The organism is Corallococcus sp. CA041A (assembly GCF_003612075.1).
GTDB lineage: Bacteria > Myxococcota > Myxococcia > Myxococcales > Myxococcaceae > Corallococcus > Corallococcus exiguus.
Genome location: NZ_RAWF01000008.1, coordinates 26,986 through 53,082 on the forward strand (window position 1 = coordinate 26,986; position 26,097 = coordinate 53,082).

Annotated in this window: 18 protein-coding genes; 10 read left to right on the plus strand and 8 right to left on the minus strand. The window is 69.5% G+C overall.

The annotated features are described in order from the left end of the window. Nucleotides 1-125: 125 nt before the first annotated feature. On the plus strand, nt 126-308 hold the full coding sequence (locus D7V77_RS02595; protein WP_120574693.1) for a hypothetical protein: 183 nt from the start codon (nt 126-128) through the stop codon (nt 306-308). A gap of 24 nt (nt 309-332) precedes the next feature. Here the strand turns inward: D7V77_RS02595 and D7V77_RS02600 are convergent, their stop codons facing one another. The 3 genes from D7V77_RS02600 to D7V77_RS02610 form a co-directional block, all read right to left on the minus strand. Continuing rightward, nucleotides 333-863, minus strand: a complete 531-nt coding sequence (locus D7V77_RS02600) for a TspO/MBR family protein (protein WP_120574724.1) — start codon at nt 861-863, stop codon at nt 333-335. Between the two features lie 96 nt (nt 864-959). After that, nucleotides 960-1,730: a ferritin-like domain-containing protein gene (locus tag D7V77_RS02605; RefSeq protein WP_120574694.1), complete on the minus strand. Its 771-nt coding sequence runs from the start codon at nt 1,728-1,730 to the stop codon at nt 960-962. Continuing rightward, nucleotides 1,727-2,932 (minus strand): hypothetical protein, encoded by a 1,206-nt coding sequence (locus D7V77_RS02610; protein WP_120574695.1) that lies wholly within the window; start codon nt 2,930-2,932, stop codon nt 1,727-1,729. The genes D7V77_RS02605 and D7V77_RS02610 overlap by 4 nt, the downstream gene beginning before the upstream one ends. A gap of 282 nt (nt 2,933-3,214) precedes the next feature. On the opposite strand from D7V77_RS02610, the gene D7V77_RS02615 reads away from it, so the two are divergent. From D7V77_RS02615 to D7V77_RS02625, 3 genes are read left to right on the plus strand one after another with little or no spacing between them, the layout of a single operon-like run. Beyond that, nucleotides 3,215-5,563 (plus strand): CHASE2 domain-containing protein, encoded by a 2,349-nt coding sequence (locus tag D7V77_RS02615; protein WP_120574696.1) that lies wholly within the window; start codon nt 3,215-3,217, stop codon nt 5,561-5,563. A 27-nt stretch (nt 5,564-5,590) separates the two neighbouring features. After that, nucleotides 5,591-6,154, plus strand: coding sequence for an SH3 domain-containing protein (locus tag D7V77_RS02620; protein WP_120574725.1), 564 nt, complete (start codon nt 5,591-5,593; stop codon nt 6,152-6,154). Beyond that, nucleotides 6,154-7,140 carry a M48 family metalloprotease gene (locus D7V77_RS02625; protein WP_233596629.1) on the plus strand — a complete coding sequence of 329 codons (987 nt, stop codon included), beginning with the start codon at nt 6,154-6,156 and terminating at the stop codon, nt 7,138-7,140. The genes D7V77_RS02620 and D7V77_RS02625 overlap by 1 nt, the downstream gene beginning before the upstream one ends. Before the next feature lie 10 nt (nt 7,141-7,150). Here D7V77_RS02625 and D7V77_RS44535 read toward each other — a convergent pair whose 3' ends face one another. Genes D7V77_RS44535 through D7V77_RS02645 form a run of 3 tightly spaced genes read right to left on the minus strand, consistent with a single transcriptional unit; the run spans nt 7,151 to nt 11,984 of the window. Further along, nucleotides 7,151-8,929 carry a hypothetical protein gene (locus D7V77_RS44535; protein ID WP_233596631.1) on the minus strand — a complete coding sequence of 593 codons (1,779 nt, stop codon included), beginning with the start codon at nt 8,927-8,929 and terminating at the stop codon, nt 7,151-7,153. A 9-nt stretch (nt 8,930-8,938) separates the two neighbouring features. Beyond that, nucleotides 8,939-9,901, minus strand: coding sequence for a ParA family protein (locus D7V77_RS02640; protein WP_120574697.1), 963 nt, complete (start codon nt 9,899-9,901; stop codon nt 8,939-8,941). A gap of 49 nt (nt 9,902-9,950) precedes the next feature. Beyond that, nucleotides 9,951-11,984 carry a HEAT repeat domain-containing protein gene (locus D7V77_RS02645; protein ID WP_120574698.1) on the minus strand — a complete coding sequence of 678 codons (2,034 nt, stop codon included), beginning with the start codon at nt 11,982-11,984 and terminating at the stop codon, nt 9,951-9,953. A 238-nt stretch (nt 11,985-12,222) separates the two neighbouring features. Here D7V77_RS02645 and D7V77_RS02650 point away from each other — a divergent pair, with 238 nt between their 5' ends. Next, nucleotides 12,223-13,104, plus strand: coding sequence for a nitronate monooxygenase family protein (locus D7V77_RS02650; protein WP_120574699.1), 882 nt, complete (start codon nt 12,223-12,225; stop codon nt 13,102-13,104). 423 nt (nt 13,105-13,527) lie between these two features. Further along, the gene (locus D7V77_RS02655) at nt 13,528-13,902 is read left to right on the plus strand and encodes a helix-turn-helix transcriptional regulator (RefSeq protein WP_120574700.1); all 375 of its coding nucleotides are present in this window, start codon (nt 13,528-13,530) and stop codon (nt 13,900-13,902) included. 14 nt (nt 13,903-13,916) lie between these two features. Here the strand turns inward: D7V77_RS02655 and D7V77_RS02660 are convergent, their stop codons facing one another. Together D7V77_RS02660 and D7V77_RS02665 are read right to left on the minus strand one after the other, a co-directional pair. Beyond that, nucleotides 13,917-15,314 (minus strand): sensor histidine kinase, encoded by a 1,398-nt coding sequence (locus tag D7V77_RS02660; RefSeq protein ID WP_120574701.1) that lies wholly within the window; start codon nt 15,312-15,314, stop codon nt 13,917-13,919. Between the two features lie 46 nt (nt 15,315-15,360). Next, nucleotides 15,361-15,987: a phospholipase D-like domain-containing protein gene (locus tag D7V77_RS02665; RefSeq protein WP_120574727.1), complete on the minus strand. Its 627-nt coding sequence runs from the start codon at nt 15,985-15,987 to the stop codon at nt 15,361-15,363. A gap of 125 nt (nt 15,988-16,112) precedes the next feature. Between D7V77_RS02665 and D7V77_RS02670 the strand changes: the two genes are divergently transcribed. From D7V77_RS02670 to D7V77_RS02685, 4 genes are all read left to right on the plus strand, one after another. Further along, nucleotides 16,113-16,784, plus strand: a complete 672-nt coding sequence (locus D7V77_RS02670; protein ID WP_120574702.1) for a TetR/AcrR family transcriptional regulator — start codon at nt 16,113-16,115, stop codon at nt 16,782-16,784. Nucleotides 16,785-16,816: 32 nt separating this feature from the next. Beyond that, nucleotides 16,817-18,268: an aldehyde dehydrogenase family protein gene (locus D7V77_RS02675; protein WP_120574703.1), complete on the plus strand. Its 1,452-nt coding sequence runs from the start codon at nt 16,817-16,819 to the stop codon at nt 18,266-18,268. Between the two features lie 27 nt (nt 18,269-18,295). Next, nucleotides 18,296-19,735, plus strand: a complete 1,440-nt coding sequence (locus D7V77_RS02680; protein ID WP_120574704.1) for an aldehyde dehydrogenase family protein — start codon at nt 18,296-18,298, stop codon at nt 19,733-19,735. Nucleotides 19,736-20,233: 498 nt separating this feature from the next. Continuing rightward, entirely contained in the window at nt 20,234-26,095 is a 5,862-nt protein-coding gene (locus D7V77_RS02685; RefSeq protein WP_158624283.1) for an RHS repeat-associated core domain-containing protein, read from the plus strand. The last annotated feature ends 2 nt before the right edge of the window (nt 26,096-26,097 follow it).

Here is a 26,097-nt window from a genome sequence, read left to right on the forward strand (position 1 = left end):
CCTGAAAGAACTTCAGCCCTGCCTCTCCGCCCCGGACGAAGGCTGCATGCAAAGGGCTGGAATCCCACGCTCCCCAGCCCTGGCACGCCCCCTGCTCATGTGAGGGCACGGGAGGGAGAAGACCCATGGAAAACATGACGATGAAGAGCGAGTCCCCTATCAGCCAGGACAACGACGGGTGGCTTGTCCGGGTGAAGGTCGGCGGGCGCATCCAGGAGGTGCGCTGCACCTCGGAGAACCAGGCGCGCTACTTCGCGGCCGTGCTGTCCTTCAACAACGCGGTCCCCCCCTCGCGCATGCGCCACTAGCGCGCGAGGAGGAGGCGCCCGGCGTCAGGCATTGCGCCGGGCGATGTCGGTCGACAGCACGTTGGCGAAGGACACCCAGCCCAGGTACGGGGCCATGAACCATGGCGCCTTGCGGTCCACGCGGCTGGCGGCGGCGGTATACGCCGCGATGCTGCCCAGCAAGGCCCAGTTCTCCACCGCCGCGGCCTTGAGCTGGCGCTTGCGGAAGAACAGATGGGACCACGCGGCGTTGAGCCCCAGCTGCACGAACCACAGGCCCAGCGCGCGCGAGCGCTCGGCGCCCGCCGGTGAGCCCCAGATGCGCCAGCCGGACACGGCGATGAGTCCGTAGAGCGCCGTCCACACCGGCCCGAAGGCCTGCCGCGGCGGTTGGTAGGGCGGCTTCTTCAAGTGCTTGTACCAGCGGCCCTCCACGGCCTCGCGGGTGCTGCGCGCGTTGAGGAAGACCGCGCCCGCGGTGAGCGCGCTGAAGGCACCCAGCGCCACCAGCGATTCACGGTTGAGCGTGGCATTGTGTTCCAGGCCCTCGGAGCCTCCCAGCTCGCTGAGTTGCATGTCGTTCCTCCCGGACGTGGCGAAGCCGTTGTGCGAGCCCACAAGCTGTGTCCTCGCACAACGGCCTGCCATGTCCGCCTGCCTGCCCGGCTGGCCTCAGGGCTGCGCGGGGACGGACGCGGAGTCCATGGGGGCACGCGCCTCCGTGGCCACTCCTGACGCGAGCCAGCCCTTCACCAACGCCAGGTGCTCGGCCTCCGCGTCCAGCGCCAGCGTGAAGCGGTCCGCGAGCGTGTCATGGCCCAGGCCGCGCGCCAGGTCGATGAGCAGCTCCCAGCTCGCGTTGTCCGTCAACTCCGCCACCAGCAGCGCCTGCGTGGCCTGCCGCAGGTTGGTGCGCGGGTCGGAGATGGCCGCGGGCACGCCCATGGAGATGACCGAGGTGAGGTCCGCCGACGGCGTCATCGCCGTGGGGTCCGCGCCCAGCTTCTCCAGCGCCTCCGTCAGCAGCGCGAAGTGGCTCAGCTCATCATCGAGGATCTTCATGAGCAGCTCGCGCGACGGGCCTCCCTCCCAGCTGCCGAAGACCTCCAGCTTGGAGAGCGCGCCCTCGTAGAGCCGGACGCCGGTGCGCTCGAAGGCGAGCCGTTCGCCCAGCTTGTCGATGAGCACGGTGGGCTTGCCGCCCTTGAGCATGTCCACCGCGGTCTTCGCCATGCCCTTGAGGCTCGCGGGCGGCGGGACGCGGCCCAGGCCGTCACCGGCCTCCCGCATGTACTGCTTGCGCACCTCCGCGATGGCCTGCGCGTCACCCGGGCTGCTGGGCTCCGCGCGCTCCGCTTCCGCGATGATGTCCTTGCTGTCCACGGGTGACGTCTTGATACCGGTGCGGTTCATCCCCACGTCGGCGAGGGTGTCCTTGCTCATTGCAGCCTCCTGCCTTCCAGCACCGAGCCCATGCGCTCCGCCTTCGCGGCGAGCTCCGTACCCGGCCTCCATTTGTATCCAGCCGCCGCCGTCTCCGAGGGCGACCCTTCCGAGTTCAACTGCGCCTGGTACACGAGCGTGCGGTGGTCCGGAGGCAGCTGGGACTTGTCCACGTACTCGGTGCCGTCGGAGCGCATGTCCACCTCCTGCGAGAGGACCTTGCGCACGAACTCGCGGTGCTCCTTGAACGCGATGGGCTCCGGCAGCGTGCGGGGCAGCACCTCCGCGGGGTCGCGCTTCTCCAGGCTCTTGAACAGCTCCATCACGTAGTGGAGGTGTCCCAGCTCGTAGTCCACGAACCGCTGCCACACCTCCTTGATGCGCGGGTTCGTCTCGTACGCGAGGCACGAGTGGTAGTTGTAGACCTCCATGGCCTCGTGGAGCATCCACTTCTCCAGCAGGGACTCGCCGGGGTCCATCAGCGAGCCGTACTGGGTGACGTGCTGCTCCTCGATGGAGGCGATCTCCGCGTAGAGCTGCCGCGCGACGGGGTCCGTGAACGTGGGGCCCACGGTCATGTAGTAGTCGTGCGTCTGGAACTCGGACGCGGTGATGGTCATCGCGTGCAGCTTGGACAGCGGATCCGCGGCCTTGCGGTCATACGGGCGGCGCAGGTCGTCCAGCGGATGGCGGTGCTCCACGGACGTGGGGCGGCCCGGAATGATGTCCGTATAGGACTGGGTGATGTTGTTGGGGTCCTGGCCTTCCAGCCGATCGTAGAGCGCGGAGTAGCGGTACAGGTGGTCGAAGTCCTCCAGCATCCCGAACCGGTACGTCTGGGCCAGATAGGGGTCGGGCTCGTGGATGGCCACGCTGGCCGTGACTTCAATGGCGAGCTGCTCGAAGCCGAGCGTGGTCTCGATGACCTTCTGGTCCGGCGGCGTGAGCCAGTTCACCAGCGTCTGCTGGTGGTGCTCCGCGCGGCGCACCAGCGCCAGGTGCGGACGCAGCTCCAGGCTGAGCCGCGCGAAGATGTGTTTCATGCGCAGGGCATCCGCTTCGATGCCGTTCATCAGGATGACGCGCGTCCGGGTGAACGCGTCGTCGTCCATCTTGCTGTAGGGCCGCCGCACGAGGTCCTTCCAGGTGAAGGCCTGACGCTCCACGGGGACGCCTTTTTCTTTGAACAGGTCCAGGGCCACGAGGTGACTCCTTCAGGGCAGGGACAGGGCATTGAAACGCGGGCGATGAAGGTCACCGCCTCGGGTCCCATGGAGTTGAAGGTTGTGGGCCACGCGCCGTCGGCAACAGACGGGCAGCCGTCGCCCGCAGGCCTCCAGGGACTGCGACGGCTCGCCGGGTCTCCTGCTTCGCAGGCCTCTCTGGGTCCTCCTGGATGAAGGTCCAGTTCCGTCCTGCCCCGCACGTGCCGAGGGGGCATCTCCCGGAGTAGCGTCTCGCCATCGACCTCGTGGGGAGGGTCCGTGGCGGGTGAGACGTGGAAGCTGATCCAGGAGCGCTGGCGCCATCACGGACGCGCGATGCTGGGCATCGCGCTGGCAGCCACACTCATCGCGTGGGCGTGCGAGGAGGCGAAGGTCCTCGAGAGCACGGAGCACATCGCCTACGACGAAGTCCTGGTCCGGTTCACTGGTGGCCGGAAAGAGTCCAAGCAGGTGGTCGTGGTGGCCATCGACCAGGACTCCATCGATGAAATCAGCCAGAACGCGCAGCTCCAGATCAACTTCGGCAACTGGCCGTACACGCGCACGCTGTGGGCGAGCATCGCGCAGGAGCTGAAGGCCCAAGGAGCCAGGGCCGTGCTGTTCGACGCGGTGATGGACGAGCGGACGGCCGACGAGTCCGTGGACTTGGGCTTCGCGCAGGTGCTGCGTGAGACAGGCCTCCCTTTCTACCTGGGCATGTCGACCAGCGAGTCGGCGAAGCGACTCGTCCACGCGGACCTCCAGGCCCCCGTGCCGCTGACCGTTCCCGAGGCCGCTCCCGCCGCCAGCCCTCCAGAAGACGACTCCTTCCCCGAAGAGGAGGAGTTCAAGGAAGCACCCGCTCCGGCCACGCCTGTGCTGACGCCCGGAGCCCTGGCGCGGGCACTCGCCTTCCCCGCGCGTCGGGCGGAGGGGGAGCCGTTGCCCAGGATTGGGCAGATGCCATCGAAGCCGACACCGAAGCCCCGCTACCCGGTGCCTCCGACGCCCGCGCTGGTCAGCGCGGTGAACGGGGTCGGGCTGGTGGACATGGAGGCGGATGGAGATGGCTCCATGCGCCGCACGCGCTTCGCGTACACGGACGGCACCAATACCTACGTGACGCTGCCCGTGCGCATGATGGCGGACCTGCTGGGCGCGAAGGAGGTCGTGTTCTCCGGCCGCACCCTCCGCCTGGGTGAGCACACGTGGCACGTGGACCCGGACGGCAGCGCGGCGCTGGACTACGGCGGTCCGCTGGAAAAACGCTTCGTGGCGGTGAGCCTCTTCGACGTGCTGAACGACTGGATCCACCGTTCCAAGGGCGAAAAGCTGGACCTGGCCGCGGACATCTTCCAGGACAAGGTCGTCGTCATCGGCGGCACGGCGGTGGGCCTCAACGACATCAAGGCCACGCCCTTCTCCGCCGCGGAGCCCGGGCTGGTGAAGCAGGCCACGGTGGTGGACACGCTGCTGTCGGGCACGTTCATCACCCGCGCGCCGCTGGCCGTGGACCTGGGGTTGACGTTCTTCGTGGCGCTGGTGTCCGTGGTGCTGCTGATGACGGCGCGCTGGACACCGCTGGAGGTGGCCTGGCCGGTGGCGCTGATTCTGGGGCTGCACGTGCTCACGGGCCTGCTGCTCAAGACGGCGCACACGCACGTGCTGATGGCGATGCCCGCGCTGGCGGGCGTGGGCGCGAGCGTGGCGGCGCTGGCGTTCAACCACCTGGTGGCCAACCGCGAGACCCAGTTCATCCGGCAGGCGTTCCACCGCTTCATGGAGCCGAAGCTGGTGGAGCAGATGATCCGCTCACGGCAGCTGCCGCGCCTGGATGGGGAGAACAAGGAGATCACCGCGTTCTTCAGCGACATCCGCGGCTTCTCCACCTTCAGCGAGCGCTTCAAGGAGGACCCGCGCCAGCTGGTGCGCATCCTCAACACGTACCTCACGACGGTGAGCGGGGCGCTGCTGCGCGAGGGCGGTTGCCTGGACAAGTACATCGGCGACGCGGTGGTGTGCCTCTTCGGCGCGCCCATGGCCCAGGAGGACCACGCCGTGCGAGCGTGCCGGGGCGCCCTGGCGGCGAAGGCTGCCGTGGAGGCGCTGCGCGTGGACTTCCGCGAGAAGGGTTTCCCGGACGTGTACACGCGCATCGGCGTGAACAGCGCGGTGAACTTCGTGGGCAACTTCGGCAGCGACCAGCTCTTCAGCTACACGGCCATTGGCGACGGCATGAACCTGGCCGCGCGCCTGGAGGGCGCGAACAAGGCCTACGGGTCGGTCATCATGATTGGCCCGCGCACGTACGAATTGGCGCACGAGCACATCGAGGTGCGCGAGCTGGACCGGGTGCGGGTGGCGGGCAAGACGGAGGCCGTCACGGTGTACGAGCTGCTCGCGCTCAAGGGCCAGCTGGACGCGTCAACCCGTCACACGGTGGCGCGCTACCACGAGGCCCTGGGGCTGTACCGTGAGGCCCGCTTCGCGGAGGCCGTGAAGGTGCTGGAGGCGGAGGCCGCGCGGTCGCCGGAGGACGGGCCCACGGCGAAGCTGCTGGAGCGCTGCCTCGAATACCAGGAGGCGCCCCCGGAGAAGTTCGATGGCGTCGCAAATCTGGAGAAGTGACGGCGTATCAGGTTGGGGAGGATGACGATGAGACGATGGACCTGGGGCGTCGTGCTGCTGGCGCTGGGACTGCCGGCGACGGCCGCGTGGGCAGTGAAGAAGGACGAGAAGCTCTACGTGAAGGCGCGCAACACCCGCGTGCTCAAGAGCGCGGTGCCCACGGCGGACGTGGTGGCGGTGCTCCAGCCCGGGCAGCAGGTGACGTGGAAGGGCGCGGACCCGAAGAACGCGCAGTGGCACCAGGTGACGGAGCCCGGAGGCAAGGCCGGCTACGTGTTCCAGACGAACCTGTCCACGAAGCCGCCCGACATGGAGCTGGTGTCCAAGGACGGCAAGACGCGCGGCATCGATACGGCCTCCTTCGTGTCCAGCGGCGCGGCGGTGAAGGCGCTGAGCCCCGGCGCGGAGAAGTACGGCAAGGAGAAGGGCGGCGACTACGCGGTCGCGGTGTCGCAAATCAAGGCGCTGGAGGCCCTGGCCCTCAAGGTCACGCCCGTGGAGATCGACGCGCACGTGAAGCAGGCCGGGCTGTTCCCGGTCGTGGCGCCCAACACGAAGCTGGGCCCCCAGGCGAAGAAGGCGGTGAAGTGATGCGCTCGCGCATGGGATTGCTGGCGGTGGCGGGCCTGGGGCTGTGCCTCACGTCCTGTGCCCAGATGGCGAAGGGCCTGAGGGCCGCGAACCTGGGCGAGGACGCGAACCGGCTGGCGACCGCGGCGGAGAAGGTGGAGTCCTGCGACAAGCTGAAGGTGGAGCCGGCCATCCAGGAGGAGTACGCGCTGGGCAGCGCGCTGGCCATCCACTGGGCGCAGCAGAGCGGCGGGCTGATGCTGTCAGGCGCGGCGGAGGAGAAGCTGAATGCCTACGTCAACACGGTGGGCCGCAACCTGGCCATGCAGTCCCCCCGGCCGGAGCTGAGCTGGACGTTCGGCGTGCTCAAGGACGCGGAGAACTTCAACGCCCTGTCCGCGCCCGGTGGCTACGTGTTCGTCACGCGCCGGTTGCTCCAGGGCGTGGACAACGAGGCGCAGCTCGCGGGCGTGCTGGCGCATGAGATTGCCCACATCGTGCTCAAGCACGCGCTGCAACAGTACGTCTCCGTGAAGGTGAGCACGTGCAAGGGCGCCGCGGTGACGGGCGCCGTGGTGTCCACGGTGGCCTCGAAGGTGGTGGGCGCGAGCCGGGCGGACGGACGGCTGGACCTGGACTCGGACACGGGCCTGATGGGGAAGATGGTCGAAGGCACCGTGGACGCCTTCGGCAAGGGCAACCGCCGGGACGAGGAGCTGGCGGCGGACGCGCTCGCGGTGGAGCTGCTGCTGTCCGCGGGCTACGACCCGGGGGAGTATTCGCTGTTGCTCGGCAAGACGACCGGGGGCGGCGGACTCCTGGCGAACCACCCCAGCGCGAAGGACCGCAGGGAGCAGATTTCCAGGCTCGTCGAAGCGCGGCGGAACAACGCGGATCCGCTCGCGCGGGTGGACGTCGCGTCGCTCCAGCGGCCGGCCCTGCCCGCGGCCTTCGCCGTCGTGGGGCCCGTGAAGAAGTCCACGGGCGTGGCGAAGGACGCGAAGTAGGCGGAGGCCTTCAGCGCACCGTGGCCTGGCTCAAGGCGCGGTGCACGGACTCCAGGGCCTTGCGCGCCTCCAGCAGCTCGGCACGCTCGGCGGTGAGGGACGCGACCTGCTGGGCCAGCACGTCGCGCTCGCCCTGCAGCGTCTCCACGGCGCGGCGCAGGGAGGAGGACTCGTCCTTGGCGCCTTCCAGCTCCACGGCGAGGCGCTCCTCCTCCGCCAGGCTGTCGGCCAGGGCCGCCTTGCCCCTGGTCACGACCTGCTCCAGCGCTTCGTGCTCCTTCGCCGCGGCCTGGAGGGCCTGACGGGACTCCTGGAGGGACAGAAGCGCTTCGTCGCGCTCGCCTTCCAGGGAGGCCAGTTCGCGCTCCAGGTCGGCGAGCAGCTTCACGCGGCCCTCCATCTCCGCGGACAGGCGGCGGGCCTCGTCCATGCGGAGGCGGGCCTCCTCGGTGGCCTTCTCCGCCTGACGGCGGGCGACCTCGAGGTCCTGGGTCAGCGTGAGGTTGGCCGCCTTGACCTTGGTGAGCTCCGCCTGGAGGTGGGTGATGCGCTCCACGGCGCGCTGACCGGCTTCCGCGACGGTGGCGGGCAGCGGCTCCGGGCGAGGGTTCTCGCGCACGGCCTTGAGGCGGGCCTTGAGCTTCTCGCGGCGGGATTCGGAGTCGTCCTCGCGGGGAGGCGCGGGCGTCTGCACCTCGACGGGGGCGGGCGCGGCTTCCTGTCGGGCCACCGTCTCGGTGGTGGTGACGGTGGAGGCCTGGACGGCAACGTACGTCGTCATGGGCTCGGCCTCGGAAGGCATGCGGAGGGCCTGAACGCCCATCCGTCCATCGAACTGTACTCCGGGAGGCGGGCCCGCGAACGTGGCCGGCATGCCCCGGGGGGCTTCCGCCTGCGCCATCGCCGGGGGCGGCGAGGCGAAGGTGACTGGCGCGCCCCGAGTGTCGGCGCGAGGGGCTTCCGCCTGGGGAGGCACCGGCGCGGGGACGGCTTCCGCACGCGGAACAACCGGAGCCGGGTGCTCCACGCGGGCCACGTCGGTGCGCAGCGCTTCCGTGTGCGTCACGGAGTGGGCCAGGGGCGCCACGCGCGTCGGGTCCACGTGCGTGGCGGCTTCCGGACGCGCCGTCAGCGCATCCCAGCGCGCGGCGGCGGGCGGGGGCGGCTCCACGTGCGTGGGCGTCGGCTCGGCGCCCAGGGGCTCCTGGCCGAAGGCCTCGACCGCGGACTCCCGCTGCTGCGCGACGGACACGTTCCACGCGGACGCGGCGACGGCTTCCGCCACTTCGCGGTGCGACACCGGCGGCACGGCTTCCGCGTCCCAGACGGACTCCTCGGGCGCGGTCTCCTGCGCCACGTTCCAGCCGGGCGCGGTCTCCTGTGAGTCCGAGTCCAGCCACGGCGCAGGCGCAGCCTCTTCCTCTTCGCGGTGAGCCTCCGGGGACACCAGCGCGGACAGCGCGTGGGACACCGGCGAGAACGAGGGCGCCGTCACCGCCGGCAGCCCCTGCGCGGCGGCGGGCGGCGCGGTGTGCCTGGGCGGTGCGTTCAGCGCGGCATCCATCGCCTCGGCGGCGGTGGGACGCGGGCCGGCGCGGCGTTCGATGCGCGAGCGCACCTCGGAGGACAGGTCCGGCGACTCCGCGACGGGCGCAGTCGCTTCCGGCGTGGTGGGCTCCGCGGCGGCGGCGGTCCCCGTGGGGTCGGCCGGGTCGAGGGCACCCGTCAGCGCCCCCAGGCGGAGGCGCGGCTTCGCGCGGGACACGTTCTGTTCGAAGGCTTTCTTCATGGGGAAATCTCAGCCGGCTTTCGTCGCGGTGCCGGCCTTCACCGCCGCGGCGTGCGCGGCCACCAGGCGCGGCAGCACGTTGTCCAGCATGGCCTGGATGTCGTTGGCGCCCTTGGACGTGGGGTCCGCCACGAACACCGGGCGGCCCTCGCTGGAGGCCTGCGCGAACTTGGTGCACTGCCGGATGATGGTGGGCAGCAGGTACTCGGGGTAGTGCGTCTGGAGCGCCTCCAGCGCCTCCTTCGCCAGCTTGAAGGTGGCGTTGAAGGAGTTCACCACGATGAACACGTGGTCCAGCACGTGGTTGAGGTCCTCCTCCAGGCTCTGCACCGTTTCGAACAGCAGCTTGAGGCCGTGGAAGGACAGGAAGTCCGCGAGCACCGGCACGAACAGGTCGTTCGCGGCCATCAGCGCGTTCAGGTTGAGCAGGCCGAAGGACGGCGGCGCGTCGAAGACGATGAAGTCGTACTGCGACTCCACGTCCTTGAGCGCGTTGCGCAGCTTGAACTCACGGCCGGCCATGGGCATCAGCGCCAGGTCCACCGTGGACATGCTCAGGTTGGACGGGATGAAGTCCAGGTTGGGCAGGGTGGACTTCTGCACCACCTGCGCGAGCGGCGTCTTGCGGACGAGCACGTCCAGCAGCGTCTTCTCGAAGTCCTCGCCCTCGTAGCCCAGGCACTTGGTGGCGTGGCCCTGGCTGTCCAGGTCGATGAGGAGGACGGCGTAGCCCAGCTCCGCCAGGCGCCACGCGTAGGACGTGGACAGGGACGTCTTGCCGGTGCCGCCCTTGAAGTTGAGGAAGAGCTGCCGGCGCAGGCCCGCGGTGGGCGGGAACTTGTTGAGCGTCGTGCGCAGCTCCCACACGTCTTCCGGGCCGTAGGCGTCCTTGCGCAGCTCCGAGGGGATGGACTTCGGAGTCACGCCGAGCATCTCGGCTACCTGCTTCGAGCTGTACGTCGGCGCTTCCATGAACGACCCTTCGGATGACGTGTGAGGCCTGGGCGGGTTGCACCTTGCCTCAAGCGGCGAAGTATTTGTGCCCCCTTCGCACGATGGCCCCTCGGGCCACCAGCAGGGCAACAGCCTCCTGGGCCAGCTCCGCCGGAGCGGACAGCCCGGACGTCAGCTCGGCGAGCGAGCGTCCGCGAACGGCGACCCGCACCTCCTGCAACATCGCCCCACACAGCGCTTCCACGGGAGACGGTCCGCGTTTGGGAGGAACCGGCGGCTGGGCGGCAGGCGCCGGAGCCCGGGCCGGAGGAGGCGCGCCCATGGCGACCAGCGCGGCCTGCACGGGCGTCCGCCGCACGGCGGGCTGCGCGGGCGCGGCGGGAGGAACGGGGGCCACCGGGCGCGACGGCGGCGCGGCAGGACCCGAAGCGAAGGAAACGGGACCACCGTTCGCGACCCGGGCGGGAGCAGGAGCCGCACCGTGCATCGCGACCGGGGCGGAGCGGGCCGAGCCCACGGTGGCGACCGCGAGCGCGGGGGCGGCCATCGGCGTGGCGGTCCACTGCGAGGTGTTCGCGGCGACGTCCGCGAGCGACACCGGCACGGCGGCGTGCGCGGGAATCGAAGGGAGGGGCTGCGGCGCAACCGGGGCACTCACCTGCGGCGCGCCCATCACGGCCACCGGCGGCACCTGCGCCACCGTCACAGGCTGCGCGGCATTCACCGCCACGGGCTGCGCCATCTCCGCGACCACGGGGGCCGCGCGCACGGGCTTCACTTCCAGCGTCGCGCGCACGGGCTTCACGGGCAGCGTCGCCAGCCGGCGGATCTCCCGGCGCCGGTGCGCATCATCCAGCGCGACCACCGCGGACACGTCGTGCCCCAGGATGCGCGACAGGCTCTGCGCCGCCGCCTTGCGCACGCGCGCCTCGCCGTCGTCCAGCGCGCCCAGCAGCAGCATCCGAGCGTTCTCGCCCCGGCCCGCGCCCAGCGCCAGCGCCGCCAGCGCGCGGACCTCCGGATCCGTGTCGTGGATCGCGTCCTCGCCCAGCCGCCGCGCCGTCTCCCCCTCCAACCCCAGGGCCAACAGCGACGCGCGCCGGCGCACCGACCGGTCCGAATCCTTCATCGCCTGCGCCAGGTGCGGCGCCGCGTCATTCGGGGCCAGCACCAGCAGCGCCTTCAACGCCGCGATGCGCACCTCAGGCACCGGCGACGACAGGAGCGGCGACACCACCGACGCGCCCTCCTCCCGGCACAGCCCCGCGAACGCCTGCACCAGCGCCACCTGCGCCGTCGCGTCCGTCTCCGCGTGCAGCGCCGCCGCCAACGCGGGCGCCGCCGCCGGATGCGCCAGCGCCTTCAGCCGCTCCGCCGCCCGCACCCGCGCCGCCGCGTCCGCCGCCGACAGCTCCCGCACGGAGAATCCGAACAGCGTCTCGTCCGTGGTGCTGCCCGTATGCCCGGACAGCTCCGCCATCTGCTCCGGGCTCACCCGCAGGCGGCCCTCGCTCTGCAGCCGCTGAGCCTCGCGCGCCACCGGCGACAGCCCCGACTCCGCCGCGGCCGACGACACCGTCGAAGCCCGGGGCGGAATGGCCGGCGCGGGGCGCTCCGCCCACGGCACGTTCGGATCGGAGGACTTCAGCGGCACCGCCGGCCCGTATAAGGGCGCGCGCATCGCCGGCACGTCCCCGCGGAGGATCACCTCGCTGCGCAGCTGGGAGATGAACGACGCCAGGTCGAACCCCAGCTCGTCGTCATCGTCCGAAGCCATGGCGCGCGACTGCCCGGAGGAGTGGATCCGGCTCGCGTCCAGCAGCTTCGCCATCAGCTGGTCGCGCTCCAGTCGCAGCGCGTGGTTGAGCCGGGACAGCTCCTCGCGCTCGGCCTGCGCGCGGGCGCTCTTCACCTCCATCGAGGCCACCTCCCGGCGCAGGTCCAGCTCACGCTGGTGCCGCTCCGACAGGTCCTCCTTGAGGTGCGAAAGCTCGTCGCGCGTGGACGCCAGCTCGCCATGCAACTGCTGCGCACGGGCCTCGAAGTAGACGATCTTTTCGAGTGCGCTCTTGAGCAGCGCGTCCGGACGCTCGTCACTCACGACTGGCTCTCGCCTCCCCGCGAAGGCGCTCGGCGGCGCTCCCCGGTTCGCTTCACCGAAGGGACTCCCCGGTTTCCCGGCTCGCCGCCGGGGCAGGCACCTTATGTCAGCCCTACGTGCTACGTAAACCACGGAAACACCAGGGGTTTTCCCCTGCTGGGGCACGCTGTGATTGACAACGCCGCCCGGGCCGATTTTTCGGCCTCGCGCTCGCGCGCACGCATGCTCCAATGCGCGCATGGCCCCTTCGCGCATCGATACCGCGGTCACCCGGATGTTGGGCATTCGCTATCCCATCATCGCCGCTCCCATGTTCCTGGTGTCCAACGCGGCGCTGCTGGAGGCCGCCGGACGCGCGGGCGCCATCGGGGCGGTGCCGTCGCTGAACTACCGCACCGCGCAGGCGTACCGGGACTTCCTGAACACGTTCCCGAAGGACGTGCCCTTCGGCGTGAACCTCATCCTCAAGTGGGCCGAGCGCCTGGAGGAGGACGTGGCCGCGACGGTGGAGCGCAAGGTGCCGCTGGTCATCACCAGCCTGGGCGACCCCACGCCCATCGTGGAGCGCGTGCACGCGTACGGCGGCAAGGTGTGGAGCGACGTGATTTCGCTGCGCCACGCGGAGAAGGCCGTGAAGGCCGGCGTGGATGCGCTCGTCGCGGTGGGCAGCGGCGCGGGCGGTCACGCGGGCAACCTGAGCCCCATGGTGCTGGGCCCGTGGCTCAAGGCGGAGTTGGGCGTGCCGGTGGTGCTCGCGGGCGCGCTGTCCACGGGGCGCCACCTGGCCGCCACGCTCGCGCTGGGCATGGATGGCGCGTACGTGGGCACGCGCTTCCTGGCCACGGAAGAGGCCGGCGCCGCGCCCGACTACAAGCAGGCGCTGGTGGACTCAGGCCCCGAGGACCTGGAGTACACGAAGGAAGTCACCGGCGTGCACGGCAACTTCATCAAGAGCGCGCTGGAGCGCTTCCGCGCGGGCCAGGGCAAGGCGTGGAAGGACACCTGGAGCGCGGGCCAGGGCGTGGCCTTCGTGAAGGACGTGCTGCCCGCCGCCACCGTCGTCGAACGCATGGTGCGCGAGTACTCCGAGGCCCGCGCCGCGCTGCCGTCCGAATCCTGAAGCAGCACTGAAGCAACCCGGGTGTCGAGCCCCGCTTCCGGCCCCTTCCGCCGGAAGCGCGCGGTCTCCCCGGACCCGCGAAGTCGTCGCGAATCGCACGAAGCTACCTGGCACGTCGGGCGACCTCTCAAGGCCTTCCCGTGACGTCTTGGGAGGGGCGGAAGCGTGCCCGACTACCACCCCGGTTCGGCGCGCGTGACGCGCAAGCAAAAACACCCGGGAAGCCTTGCCAGACGCGCGCGTGGGAACGGCGGAAACGGCGGATTGTCGAGGGTTTGCGGGCCCCGTCCGAACGCCCGGGGATGTCAGACCCCACTCTTAATCTGTGTCTCACGAGGTCACGCAAGGCAGCGACTTCTCCCCGGTACCTCTCCGTCTGAAAAGCGGGGGGAGAAGCTCCTCTTTCGACAGGTTTTCCACGCCATGGAACAACGACTGGCAACCCTTATTGGAAACGCGGTGCGAGTGGCCCGGCAGCGGCTGGAGCTGACGCAGGCCGATGTCGCCGAGCGCGTTGGCATCGCCACCGAGGTGTACGGGCGGCTGGAGCGCGGGCACATGCTGCCCAGCGTGCGGACGTTGCGGAAGCTGTGCCTCGTGCTGAGCTGCTCGTCGGACGTGCTGCTCGGGCTGAGCGCGACGGCGGCGGTGACGGAGGACGGCGCGCCGCAGGTGGCGGAGGATCCGCCGGAGTACCGTGAGCGTCCGGAAGTGCGCCGCCTGCTGCGCACGGTGCGCAAGCTGGACTCCCCGCGCCTGCGCCTGTTGGGTCAGGTGGCGCACGCGCTGGAGCGATGAAGCGCTGAAGGGGGCTACTCGGCCGCGGGCTCCGCGTTCGCGTCCACGGGCGCCGGTGCTTCGCGGTGGACAGGGGGGGATGCAGCTCCGGCGACGGGCAGCCGGAGGATGAAGCGCGCACCGCCTTCGGCGCGGTTCTCCGCGTCCAGGGTTCCGCCCGCGCGCGCCACGTAGTCGCGGCAGAGCGCCAGGCCCAGGCCGGTGCCCTTGCCGGGCGGCTTCGTGGTGAAGAAGGGCTCGAAGAGGCGCGACAGCGCGGCCTCGGGGATGCCCGGCCCGTTGTCCTCCACCTCCACCCGCACGCGGCCGTCTTCCATGCGCGCGCGCAGCATCACGTGCGCGGGCTTGCTGGAGCGGGCGGCCTCCAGTGCGTCCGCGGAGTTGAGCAGCAGGTTCACCAGCACCTGCACCAGGTGGCGGGCCGTGACGCGCGCGGGGGACAGCCCCTGTGCCACGTCGCGCTCCACCACGCCCAGGCTGCGCAGGCGCACCGAGGCCAGCCGCTGCGCCTCGGCCAGCGCCTGCGCGACGTCGCAGGACTCCAGCTCGTCGGGGGCTTCACGCGAGAACAGGCGCAGGTCGGTGACGATCTGCTGGATGCGCAGCACGCCCTGCTGCGTCTCGTCCAGCACGCGCAGCACGTCCTCCAGGTCATCGGGCGAGCCGTGCGCCCATTCCTCCTGGAGGTAGTGCAGGTTCGACTTCACGTACGCGAGCGGGTTGTTCACCTCATGGGCCACGCCCGCGGCCAGCTGCCCCACCACCACCAGCCGCTCCACCTCCGCGCGCTGGCGCTCCACGCGCACGCGGCGCGACTCGCTCTCCGCCAGTTGGCGCAGGGCCTCCACGCGCTCCAGGTGCGCGTTGCGCTCGGCCGCGCGCAGCTTGCGGAAGGCCTCCGCGCCGTGCGCGGACACCGCGAACACGAAGAGGAGGCTGATGCACTGGCTGACGAACGCCATCCAGGGCGCGTGCGCCAGCCACATCATCAGCAGCACCGCCACCAACGTGCCGGCCATGGCGGACCACACCGGCAGCCGCTGGCCCGGGACGAAGACGGCGACGAAGAGGGGCACCGTGTAGAACGACGGGAACAGCGGGCTGGACAGGCCTCCAGTGAGCTGGATGCACACGGCGAGCGAGGTCAGGCTGACGACGCCCGCCGTGATGCCGCTGAACGGAGGGCGCAGCCACCCCGCGCCGACCGCGGTCCCCAGCACGAGGAACGACACGGTCCAACCCAGGTTCACCAGGAGGTAATCCGCGCGGAAGCCACCCAGGACCAACGGGTGTGCCAGCGAGCCCAGCGCGATGATCAGCGCGCACCACCAATACGTGCGGCGCCGGACCCGCCGGCGGGCCCAGACATCCGCGTTCGCGTCGTCCCACGCGCTGGAGGTTGGAGACGTCACCCCGGCCCGGACCGCCCGGCCGCGCTGCGCGGCGCGAAGTACAGCGTCATGTCGAGTCCTCCCGTGGACGTCGCAGCCGGCGGGACTTCCCCAAACGCACCGCGTCCCGTCCCCGTTTCTTCGCCTGTCCGCCGCCGGAGGGCAAGATGGGGTCAGGACACACCGCGCGAAGTCGACATCCCCGGCACTCGGCGCCGGTCCACACAGCCTCGAAGAGGGCGGTGGTCCGGTCGATGGTGTCGAAGTCCTCCGTCACGAAGCCCATCTCGAAGTTGCGGACGTCGTCGCCCTTGGCGCCCAGGCCCGCGCCGGTGAGGTTGGCGCTCCCCAGGTAGACCCAGGCGCCGTCCACCACCACCGCCTTGAAGTGGACGCGCGGGCACACCTTCAGCTCCAAGCCCCCCTTCACCAGCCGGGAGCGCGCGTCGAACGCGGCCCGGAACGGCCGGCTGGGCAGCTCCGCATGTAACAGCCGCAGCGCCACGCCCCGGGCGGCCAGCCCGTCCAGCACCTCCAGGAGCGGAACGAAGGCCCCCTTCGAGCGCTCCACGTACATGGCCTTCACGTTGGCGGTGGCCATCCACACCGACTCGCGCGCGTGGGCCAGCTTGCGCAGCACCACCTCCTGGTACAGCGCGCTCCCCGACAGCAGCTCCGCGTCGATGGGCCTCATCATGTCACCCAGCGTCGCACACGGGATTACACGACACCATCCCCCTCCCCTCGCGAACGTCCTGCGGTGGAAGGAGACCCAGGCACCGGCTTGACCGGTGACCGGCGGTCATTTAACTCCGGGTCATGGCGGGAGCACTGGCCGCGAAGCGGGTCGTCCCACTGCGGGCGCGGCGGGACGAGGACAAGGAAGCGCGGCGGCGGGAGCTGCTGGACGCGGCGCGCGCGCTGTTCGAGGCCACGTCGTTCGCCGAGGTGAAGATGGCGGACGTCGCGGCGCGCACGGGCCTGGCGAAGGGGACGGTGTTCCTCTACTTCCCGACGAAGGAGGCGCTGTTCCTGGCGCTCCTGGACGACCTGCTCACCGCGTGGTTCGCGAAGCTGAACGGGCGCCTCGCGGAAGACGGCACGTGGACGGGCCACCAGTTGGCGCGCACGGTGGCCGACTCGCTGAAGGGCGAGGAGACCTTCACGCGGCTCCTGGCGCTGGCGCAGACGGTGCTGGAGCAGAACGTGACCGTGGAGCAGGCGCGGGCGTTCAAGGAGCGCGTGCTGGTGGCCATGGGGACGACGTCAACGCTGCTCCAGCAGCGGCTGCCCTTCCTCACACCCCAGACGGCGGGCCAGCTCATCCGCTACGTGCACGCGCTGGTGACAGGCCTGCGGCAGATGGCGGACATCGCGCCCGTGGCGCGCGAGGTGTTGACGCTGCCGCACATGGCGCCCCTGCGCGTGGACTTCACCGCTGAATTGACGACGGCCATCACCACCCTTCTTCGCGGGCTTCAGGCCCGCTGACCCTTTGCGTCTTTCTTGAAACGGAGCCCGTCATGCTGGAAGCCGTCGCGTCCCTCCTCCCCCAGGCCACGGTTGAAGTGGACCGCATCCGCGCGGTGTTCGAGTCGCAGCGCGCGAACCGCTGGAACCTGTCGCGCAGCACTCCCGCGGAGCGCATCGCGAGGCTGCGCAAGCTGCGCGAGGCCATCATCGCGCGGCGCGAGCAGCTGGCGGAGGCCATCCACCAGGACTTCCGCAAGCCTGCGATGGAGGTGGAGCTGACGGAGATCCACCCGACGCTGGAGGAGCTGAACCACACGGTGAAGCACCTGAAGTCGTGGATGAAGCCCAAGCGGGTGGCGACGCCGCTGACGCTCAAGGGCGCGTCCAGCCACGTGCGCTTCGAGGCGAAGGGCGTGGTGGTCATCTTGTCGCCGTGGAACTACCCGTTCCAGTTGCTGGCGGCGCCGCTCATCGCGGCCATCGCCGCGGGCAACGCGGTGATGCTCAAGCCCAGCGAGAAGACGCCGCACACGTCGCGCTTCCTGGCGAAGCTGGTGCGAGACATCTATCCGGAGAACGAGGTGGCGGTGTTCGAGGGCGGCGCGGAGGTGGCGGAAGTGCTGCTCCAGCAGCCGTTCGACCACTTCTTCTTCACGGGCAACCCGAACATCGGCCGCAAGGTGATGGCGGCGGCGACGAAGTTCCTGTCCAGCGTGACGCTGGAATTGGGCGGCAAGTCGCCGGTCATCATCGACGAGTCGGCGAACCTGAAGGCGGCGGCGGAGGCGCTGGCGTGGGGCAAGTTCGTCAACGCGGGCCAGACGTGCGTGGCGCCGGACTACATCTACGTGCCGGCATCGAAGCAGCAGGAGTTCCTGGAGGCGTTCAAGGCGGTGCTGACGCGCTTCTACGGCGCGACGGAGGCCGAGCGTCAGGCGAGCCCGGACTTCGCGCGGGTGGTGGACCCGGCGGCGTGGAGGCGGATCAAGGAAGTGCTCGACCGCACGGTCGCCGCGGGGGCGAAGGTGGAAGCGGGCGGTACGGCGGACGGGCCGTCGCGGTACGTGGCACCCACGGTGTTGTCCGGGGTGACGACGAAGATGCCCATCATGGAGGCGGAAATCTTCGGGCCGGTGTTGCCGGTGCTGACGTACGAGCGGCGCGAGGAGGTCTACGCGCACATCAACGAAGGCGGGAAGCCGCTGGCGCTGTACGTGTTCTCGCAGGACTCGAAGAGGGTGGAGGAGGTGCTCCAGCACACGACGTCCGGCGGGGTGGTGGTGAACAACGTGCTCATCCACGTGGCGAACCCGAACCTGCCGTTTGGCGGGGTGGGGATGAGCGGGTTGGGGAACTACCACGGGCACTACGGCTTCAAGACGTTCAGCCACGAGCGGGCGGTGATGGTTCAGTGGATGAAGTCGCTGGCCGCGGTGTTCTTCCCGCCGTATCGGGGAAAGACCCAGGAATGGGCTTCCAAGGCGACCCGGATGCTGGAGTAGGTCCTGGGGAGGGAGAGAGGAACCGGCATGCGCGTGGTGTCAGTGGAGGAGGCCCTGGTCCCGGGAGACCTGCAGGCGGTGTTCGACCGCCTCCAGGCGCGCCGCTGGGAGCTGGCGAAGACAGGGCCCAAGGAGCGCCTCGCGCGGCTGGAGAAGCTCAAGGCGCTGCTCCTGGAGCGGCGTGAGGAGCTGGCGGACGCGCTGCACGAGGACTTCCGCAAGCCGCCCGCGGAGGTGGAGGCGACGGAAATCCTCCCCGTGCTGCTGGAGCTGGCGCACGTGCAGAAGCACCTGAAGGCGTGGATGAAGCCGCGCAAGGTGGGGGCGCCGCTGCTGCTCGCGGGCACGAAGAGCGAGGTTCATCCGGAGCCCAAGGGCGTGGTGCTCGTCCTGGCGCCGTGGAACTACCCGTTCCACCTGCTGGTGTCGCCGCTGGTGGCGGCGGTGGCGGCGGGCAACGCGGTGCTGTGCAAGCCGAGCGAGAAGACGCCGGGCACGGCGCGCTTCCTGGCGCAGCTGCTGCGGGACGTGTTTCCGCAGGACGAGGTGGCGCTGGTGGAGGGCGGCGCGGAGGTGGGCGAGGCGTTGTTGCGGCTGCCGTTCGACCACTTCTTCTTCACGGGCGGGCCGCGCGTGGGCCGGCGGGTGATGGAGGCGGCGGCGCGGCACCTGTCGGGAGTGACGCTGGAGTTGGGTGGGAAGTCGCCGGTCATCGTGGATGCGTCAGCGGACGTGGACGCGGCGGCGGAGCGGATTGTGTGGGGGAAGTTCCTCAACGCGGGACAGACGTGCATCGCGCCGGACCACGTCTGGGTGCACGCGTCGAAGGAAGAGGCGCTGCTCTCCGGGATGAAGGCCGCGCTGGAGCGCTTCTACGGGAAGACAGAGGAGGCACGGCGCGCGACGCCGGACTTCTGCCGGATGGTGGATGACGGCGCGTTCAAGCGCGTGTGCCGACTGCTGGATGAGTCCGTGGCGGGAGGAGCGCGGGTGGTGGCGGGCGGCGGCGTGCACGCGGAGACGCGCTACATCGCGCCGACAGTGCTGGCGGACGTGACGCCGGAGTCGGCGGTGATGGACGAGGAGATCTTCGGGCCGCTGTTGCCGGTGCTGCGCTTCGAGTCACTGGATGAAGTGGTGACGCAGGTGCGCGCGGGCGGCAAGCCGCTGGCCATGTATGTCTTCAGCCATGAAGAGGCCACGGTGGAGCGCCTGCTGAAGGAGACGAGCGCGGGCGGCACGGTGGTGAACAACGTGGTGTTGCACAACGTGAACCCGCACCTGCCCTTCGGAGGCGTGGGGCAGAGCGGGCTGGGCGCGTACCACGGAGAAGCGGGCTTCAAGGCCTTCAGCCACGAGCGCGCGGTGGTGCGGCAGGGCCGCACGGCCTTCACGAACCTCTTCTTCCCGCCGTACCGGGGCAAGGCGCAGCGACTGGCCCGGCTCGCGAGCAAGCTGTTCGAGTAGCCCGGTGGGGCCCCGTGCTCGCGGGGCCCCTGGGACTTCTCCGCTGCGCAGGCCCGGGGCTTCCTGGCCCGTGCGCGCGACGTACTCCGGGTAGCCGCTGAAGCAGCTCGTCTCTCATTTCCTGGCACTCCGACTGGCAGGAGGCCTTCGCTTTTCCGTGCGGCGAGAGCCGAAAGTGTCGGGGCCCGGAAGGAACGGGGCCCGGTGCGACTGGCGGGCAGGTTGAGCCACTCCGCAAGGACATACAACCCATCCCATCCCCTCATTGCCCTACCTGGCTGACGACCGGCAGGCTATGGGCCGACTTTGTCTTTCGGGGGATGGATGCAAAAGCAATCTCTATCCAGGCCAGTTCCATGGCCATGGCATGGCCTCCTGCTGTTGTTGGGAGGGGGGCTATGGGGATGCTCCGGACAGGATGTTCCCTCTCATCCCGACGAGTCCTGCCTCTCCTCCATGTGCGGCGGATCGGATGGCGGCCTCTCAGGCGATGCCGGCATGGATGGAGGCGGAGTGCCGGCGCCCTCGGCCATCGACCCCACCGTCCCGACGGACTTCGGCGCCTCCATCGAGTTTCTCTACAGGGGTCCGAACCCGATACAGGTGGACGTGGCCGAGGGGGCCCTGGAGCCACGCCGGGTTGCCGTCATCCGCGGGAAGGTGTTGGGAAGGACTGGGCAGCCCATCGTGGCTGCTCGCATCGATGTTCTCGCCCACCCCGAGTTGGGCCACACGCTCACGAATGCCCAGGGTGAGTACTCGCTCGCGGTAAATGGCGGAGGGGCACTCACGATCGACGTGGAGAAGCCAGGGTTCCTGCCCGTCCAACGACAGGTGAATGCTCCGTGGCGCGAATTCATTCCGCTCCCAGAGGTGGTCTTGACCGCCTTGGACTCCAACGTCACAGCCATCACGCCAGGAACCGCGGAGCTCCAGGTCGCACAAGGCAGCGTGGTGGAGGACAGCGCTGGCAGCCGCCGAGCCACCCTGCTGTTCGCGCCCGGAACCCAGGCGGCGATGTTCCTGCGCGACGGGACCCGTGTTCCCCTGACAGGTCCATTTCACGTGCGCGCGACCGAGTACACCGTCGGGAGCGAAGGCCCCGCCGCCATGCCCGGCATGCTGCCCGCCACCAGTGGCTACACCTACGCCGTGGAACTGAGTGTCGACGAAGCGCTGCAGGCAGGCGCCACCGAGGTGCGCTTCAGCCCACCCGTCCAGGGATACGTGGACAACTTCCTGGCCTTTCCACCGGGTCTCGTCGTGCCCTCCGGCTACTACGACCGGCAGCAGGGGCGCTGGCGCGCCTCGGAGAATGGGCGGGTCATCGCGCTCGTTGGAGAACGCGAGGGACTCGCTCAAGTGGATGCGGACGGGGACGGAGCACCTGACGACCGAGAGCAACTGACGGCCCTGGGCTTCACCGATGCGGAACGTGCGCGCCTGGCCGCCTTGTATGCCGTGGGCAAGAGCCTGTGGCGGGTGCCCATCACGCACTTCACGCCGTATGACTTCAACTGGCCTTTTGGGCCTCCACCGGATGCGCAAGAACCCCAGCAACCCGAGCCACGAACTGAGACACCGGAGGCCCAGCCCGACTGTGAAAGCGGAAGCATCATCGAATGCCAGAACCAGACGTTAGGAGAGATCCTGGCCATTCCGGGGACGCCGTTCCAGCTTCACTACCGCAGCGACCGGGCCGCCGCCCGCACCGCAAACCGGGCCCTCCGGATTCCGCTGAGCGGAGGTCACGTTCCCGCAAGCCTGAAGAACATCGTCCTCATCGTGAACGTCGCGGGACAGGCCTTCGCTCGAACCTTCCCCGCGCGTCCGAACCAGAGCTATCGCTTCGTATGGGATGGTCTGGATGCTTTTGGCCGGCAGGTCTGGGGGGAACAGACCGCCCGCATCCGGATCGGCTACGTCTACGGGTTGAGCTACTACGCGAGCCCGGATGATCAGTACCAGGCCTGGGCCCGGTATGGAGAGCGAAGCACCCGGTTCGAGGGCTCTGACGGCCGGGACACGACGCTGTGGCAGTTCCACACCGCCACGGTGGTGTCCCTGCCGGACTTCAGCCAACTGGGAGGCTGGAGCCTCGACGCGCATCATGCCTACGACCCGTGGCGGAGCACCCTCTATCTGGGCCAGGGAGGCGCCCTTCCCGGGCGGGAATCCCTGGGCAAGACGCCCCGGGTGCTGACCACCGCGACGCCCACCTTCAGTGGAGACCACGGCCCGGCGAAGCAGGCGCGCCTCGCGGCGCCCCAAGGGATCGCCGTCGCGGCGGACGGAACGGTCTACATCGCGGATACGGGCAACCACCGCATCCGGCAGGTGCGGCCCAATGGGGTCCTCTCCACGGTGGCGGGCAACGGGGTGAAGGGCGCGACGGGAGATGGTGGCAGGGCGCTCATCGCCAGTCTGGCCTCTCCCGAGGCGGTGGCCGTGGGGCTAGACGGAGCGCTGTACATCGCGGACACGGGCAACCACCGCATCCGTCGCGTCACGTCAGACGGACTCATCTCCACGGTGGCGGGCACGGGACTCGCGGCGGACGGCGGAGACGGGGGGCGCGCGACCCTGGCGAACCTGAATGCTCCCGCAGGCGCCGCAGTAGGACCGGACGGCAGCATCTACCTCGCGGATACCGGCAACCACCGCATCCGTCGCGTCACGCCAGACGGCATCATCTCCACGGTGGCGGGCACGGGTGCTCGTGGCAATGCGGGAGAAGGCGGACTCGCTGTCGCGGCGAAACTGGATACACCTCGTGCACTGGTCGTGGGCCCCGAAGGCGTCCTCTCTTTCGTGGACTCAGGCAACCGCCGCCTGCGCCGTGTCGATACGGAGGGCAGGCTCTTCACGCTGCTCACTTCACCGGACGAGGAGGAACTGCGCACCGGCAGGACACGCGGGCAGAAGCTGTACGACGAATCGCCGCGAGGCTGGCTTTGGGGCCTTGCCCTCGGCCCTGACGGCAGCCTCTACACGTCATCCTCGCATCGATGTCTCCTGCACCGCCTCTTCCCGGATGGAAGCGCATGGGCCATCAACAGCGGCGGATGCGGAGGCGCGCCCTCGGACGAAGGCCCCTCCGCGAGCCTCACCGCGCCCAGGGGGCTCGCCGTGGCCCTTGATGGCAGCCTCCTCGTGGCGGACGCGTCCCAGTTCGTCATCCGCAGGGTCTCATTGGACGGCGCTCTCTTTGTCTTCGCCGGAGGGGGACCGGCGGCACCGGTCGTCACCGCCCCCGCGCCGCCCCAATATCCAGTGGGGACCCTGGAGACGCCCTGTGGCCAGGTCGATGACCTCGTGCCCTCCTCCGACGGCAGCGAGCTGTATGGCTTTGGTTGGCAGGGGCGGCACCTCTGCACCCTGGAGTCCTGGGCGCTCGCGGTCAGGTATCGCTTCTCCTACGACGAGAGCGCGCGGTTGGTTTCGGTCACGGACGGGGCCGGCCTCATCACCCGGATTGAACGGGACGCGGCAGGGGCACCCACGGCCATCCTGGCCCCACACGGCCAGCGCACCGAGTTGAAGACAGGGCCCGATGGATTGCTCGCCTCCATCGTCCGGCCAGGCAGGGAGCGCGTGGCCCTGACCTACCAGGAGGGCGGGCTGCTCTCATCCCTATGTGACGAACACGGCGGGATGCACCTGTTCGAATACGGCCCGGAAGGCTGGCTGACGAAGGACTCCCAGCCCTCGGGAGGATTCAAGGCGCTCACACGGACGAAGGAAGACACCGGCTACACGGTGGCGCTCTCCACCGCGCTGGGGCGCACCCGGAAATACCAACTGGAAGACCTGGAGTCAGGCGTCCAGCGGCGCGTCACCACCGCGGCGGATGGGACGGCGTGGACGACGCTGCGCTCACCGAATGGCACCACGGTCTACACCGCGCCGGATGGCATGGTGACCACGGTGGTGGAGACGCCGGAGCCCCGCCTGGGCATGCAGTCGCCGCTCGTGGCATCGCGCACCGTGAAGCTGCCGAGCGGGCTCACCTCCATGTCCACGCACCAGCGGGAGGTGACCCTCCTGCCCCAGGGCACGCTGCTGGACGTGGGGACACAGACAGACACGGTGACGGTGAATGGCCGGACCACCACCGTCCGCTATGAAGCCTCCGGACGAAGGCTCCTCTCCACCAGCCCCATGGGCAGGGTGTCGGTCCTCACGCTGGACGCGCAGGGACGCCTCCACAAGGCCGAGGCGCCAGGCCTGCTTCCGGTGGCGTTCACCTACGACGAGGGAGGCCGCCCCGGTTCCGTCGTCCAGGGGAGCCGGCGAAGGGCCTTCACGTATGGAGCGGACGGCGCCTTGCGCTCCGTGGTGGATGGGCTGGACCGCGCCAGCGTCCTCACGCGGGACGAGGCAGGTCGCATCACCTCCAGCACGCTTCCGGGAAACCGGGTCACGGGTTTCACCTATGAGACGGGGGACGCGCCCGCTTCGATGACGCCACCCGGGCGGCCCTCACACGCATTCCAATACACAGCCACGGAGGCACTGGCGTCGTATGAGCCTCCTGGCGGGAGCGCCTTCGCGTCGGGCTACACCTACGACCTGGATGACGCACTCACCGGGCTCCGACAGCCGGGCGGCACCGTGTCCTTCGCCTACGACGCCGCGGGGAGACTCGCCACCCTGGACATCCCTGGCACGCGGGTCACGACTGGCTATGACGGCGCAGGACGTCTCCGCTCGCTCGCGAGCACCTCCGGGGTGGGGCTCGAGTTCAGCCACGACGGTCCGCTGGTGACTGGCGTTTCCTGGAAGGGCGCCGTGACAGGGTCGCTCCAGTACGGCCATGACGCGGACTTCCGGGTCGCGACGTCCGCCGTCAATGGCGAGTCGCCCGTGGCGTATGCCTATGACCTGGACGGACTGCTCGTCTCGGCGGGAGCGCTGACGCTGTCACGGCGCGACGACAACGGCCTGCTCTCGGGAACACGGCTCGGCTCGGTTTCCACCGTTGAAGCATCCAATGCCTACGGAGAGCAGGAGTCCTGGTCCGCCGCTTCTGGAGCCGTCTCGCTCTTGTCCTACCAACTGGAGCGCGACGAGTTGGGCAGCATCGTCCAGCGGACCGAGACGGAGGGGACCACCGTCCATACGGACGTCTTCACCCATGACGAGGCCGGACGGCTGGCCTCCGTCACCCGCGACGGAGTCCTGCTGGAGGCGAACACCTACGACGCCAATGGCAACCGCATCTCCGTCCTCCGAGACGAGTTGCAAACAGCCACCCATGACGCCCAGGACCGGCTGCTGTCCTTGGGGGACAAGACCTATAGCTACGGCGCCAACGGGGACCTTCAGACGCGCACGGAGGGAGCGCACACCACCCAATACGCGTATGACGCGCTGGGTGCGCTGGTGCACGTCGAACTCCCGGACGGCACGCAACTCGAATACGTGCTCGACGCGGCGTCGAGGCGGGTCGGCAAGAAGGCGGATGGCACGCTCATCCAGGGCTTTCTCTACGAGGGGCGGCGGGTCGTCGCGGAGCTCGATGGCGCGGGAAACGTCGCCAGCCGCTTCGTCCATGCCACGCGGGGGCATGCGCCCGATTTCATGCTCAAGGGAGGGATCACCTACCGCATCCTCACGGACCCACTGGGAAGCCCGCGCCTCGTCGTCGACACCCGGAACGGGACGGTGGTGCAGCGCATGGAGTACGACGTCTGGGGCAACGTCGTCGCGGATTCGAACCCCGGCTTCCAGCCCTTCGGCTTCGCGGGAGGCCTCTACGACCGGGACACGAGACTGACCCGCTTCGGGGCGCGGGACTACGACGCCGAAACGGGGCGCTGGACGGCCAAGGACCCCATCCGGTTCGCAGGCGGAGATTCGAACCTCTATGCCTACGCCGCGAACCAGCCCCACCAGTTCATCGATCCTGATGGACGGCGCATCGTCTCCATCGCCCCTGCGCTACAGTCCGCGTTCAACAACATCAAGGCCACGGAACTGGGCCGGTTCACCGTCGACACGCTGGAGAACAGCCCGCATGAGTTCAGCTTCAGTCAAGGGAGCCAGATGCGAGATCGTGAGGGGAATCGCACTCCGGGCCATTCACGCCGGATGGGAAACGTATGCTCCGCGCGGCCAGACGGAACCCAGCGATATCTCGCCCCTCAAGCCTTCGTGAGCATCATCGACACTCGCCTCGCCCCCAGGTCTGGGCACTCCGTCGAGGAAGTCTTGTTCCATGAGATGTGGCACAGCACCCAGTTTTCACAAAATCCATATAAAACATCTTTCGAAGGACTTATCTTCCTTGAAGTTGAAATGGAAGCCCAGAGCATGACAACGGCCTTCCTGGACGAGGTTTTCAATGCCAACCCATAGGA

What these genes read in the sequence shown, in the direction of transcription:
- D7V77_RS02620 (WP_120574725.1), top strand. Translation starts at nt 5,591, where the DNA reads ATGAGACGATGGACCTGGGGCGTCGTGCTGCTGGCGCTGGGACTGCCG.
- D7V77_RS02685 (WP_158624283.1), top strand. Translation starts at nt 20,234, where the DNA reads ATGGATGGAGGCGGAGTGCCGGCGCCCTCGGCCATCGACCCCACCGTC.
- D7V77_RS02665 (WP_120574727.1), bottom strand. Translation starts at nt 15,987, where the DNA reads ATGAGGCCCATCGACGCGGAGCTGCTGTCGGGGAGCGCGCTGTACCAG.
- D7V77_RS02655 (WP_120574700.1), top strand. Translation starts at nt 13,528, where the DNA reads ATGGAACAACGACTGGCAACCCTTATTGGAAACGCGGTGCGAGTGGCC.
- D7V77_RS02680 (WP_120574704.1), top strand. Translation starts at nt 18,296, where the DNA reads ATGCGCGTGGTGTCAGTGGAGGAGGCCCTGGTCCCGGGAGACCTGCAG.
- D7V77_RS02670 (WP_120574702.1), top strand. Translation starts at nt 16,113, where the DNA reads ATGGCGGGAGCACTGGCCGCGAAGCGGGTCGTCCCACTGCGGGCGCGG.
- D7V77_RS02640 (WP_120574697.1), bottom strand. Translation starts at nt 9,901, where the DNA reads ATGGAAGCGCCGACGTACAGCTCGAAGCAGGTAGCCGAGATGCTCGGC.
- D7V77_RS02650 (WP_120574699.1), top strand. Translation starts at nt 12,223, where the DNA reads ATGGCCCCTTCGCGCATCGATACCGCGGTCACCCGGATGTTGGGCATT.
- D7V77_RS44535 (WP_233596631.1), bottom strand. Translation starts at nt 8,929, where the DNA reads ATGAAGAAAGCCTTCGAACAGAACGTGTCCCGCGCGAAGCCGCGCCTC.
- D7V77_RS02595 (WP_120574693.1), top strand. Translation starts at nt 126, where the DNA reads ATGGAAAACATGACGATGAAGAGCGAGTCCCCTATCAGCCAGGACAAC.
- D7V77_RS02600 (WP_120574724.1), bottom strand. Translation starts at nt 863, where the DNA reads ATGCAACTCAGCGAGCTGGGAGGCTCCGAGGGCCTGGAACACAATGCC.
- D7V77_RS02605 (WP_120574694.1), bottom strand. Translation starts at nt 1,730, where the DNA reads ATGAGCAAGGACACCCTCGCCGACGTGGGGATGAACCGCACCGGTATC.
- D7V77_RS02625 (WP_233596629.1), top strand. Translation starts at nt 6,154, where the DNA reads ATGCGCTCGCGCATGGGATTGCTGGCGGTGGCGGGCCTGGGGCTGTGC.
- D7V77_RS02675 (WP_120574703.1), top strand. Translation starts at nt 16,817, where the DNA reads ATGCTGGAAGCCGTCGCGTCCCTCCTCCCCCAGGCCACGGTTGAAGTG.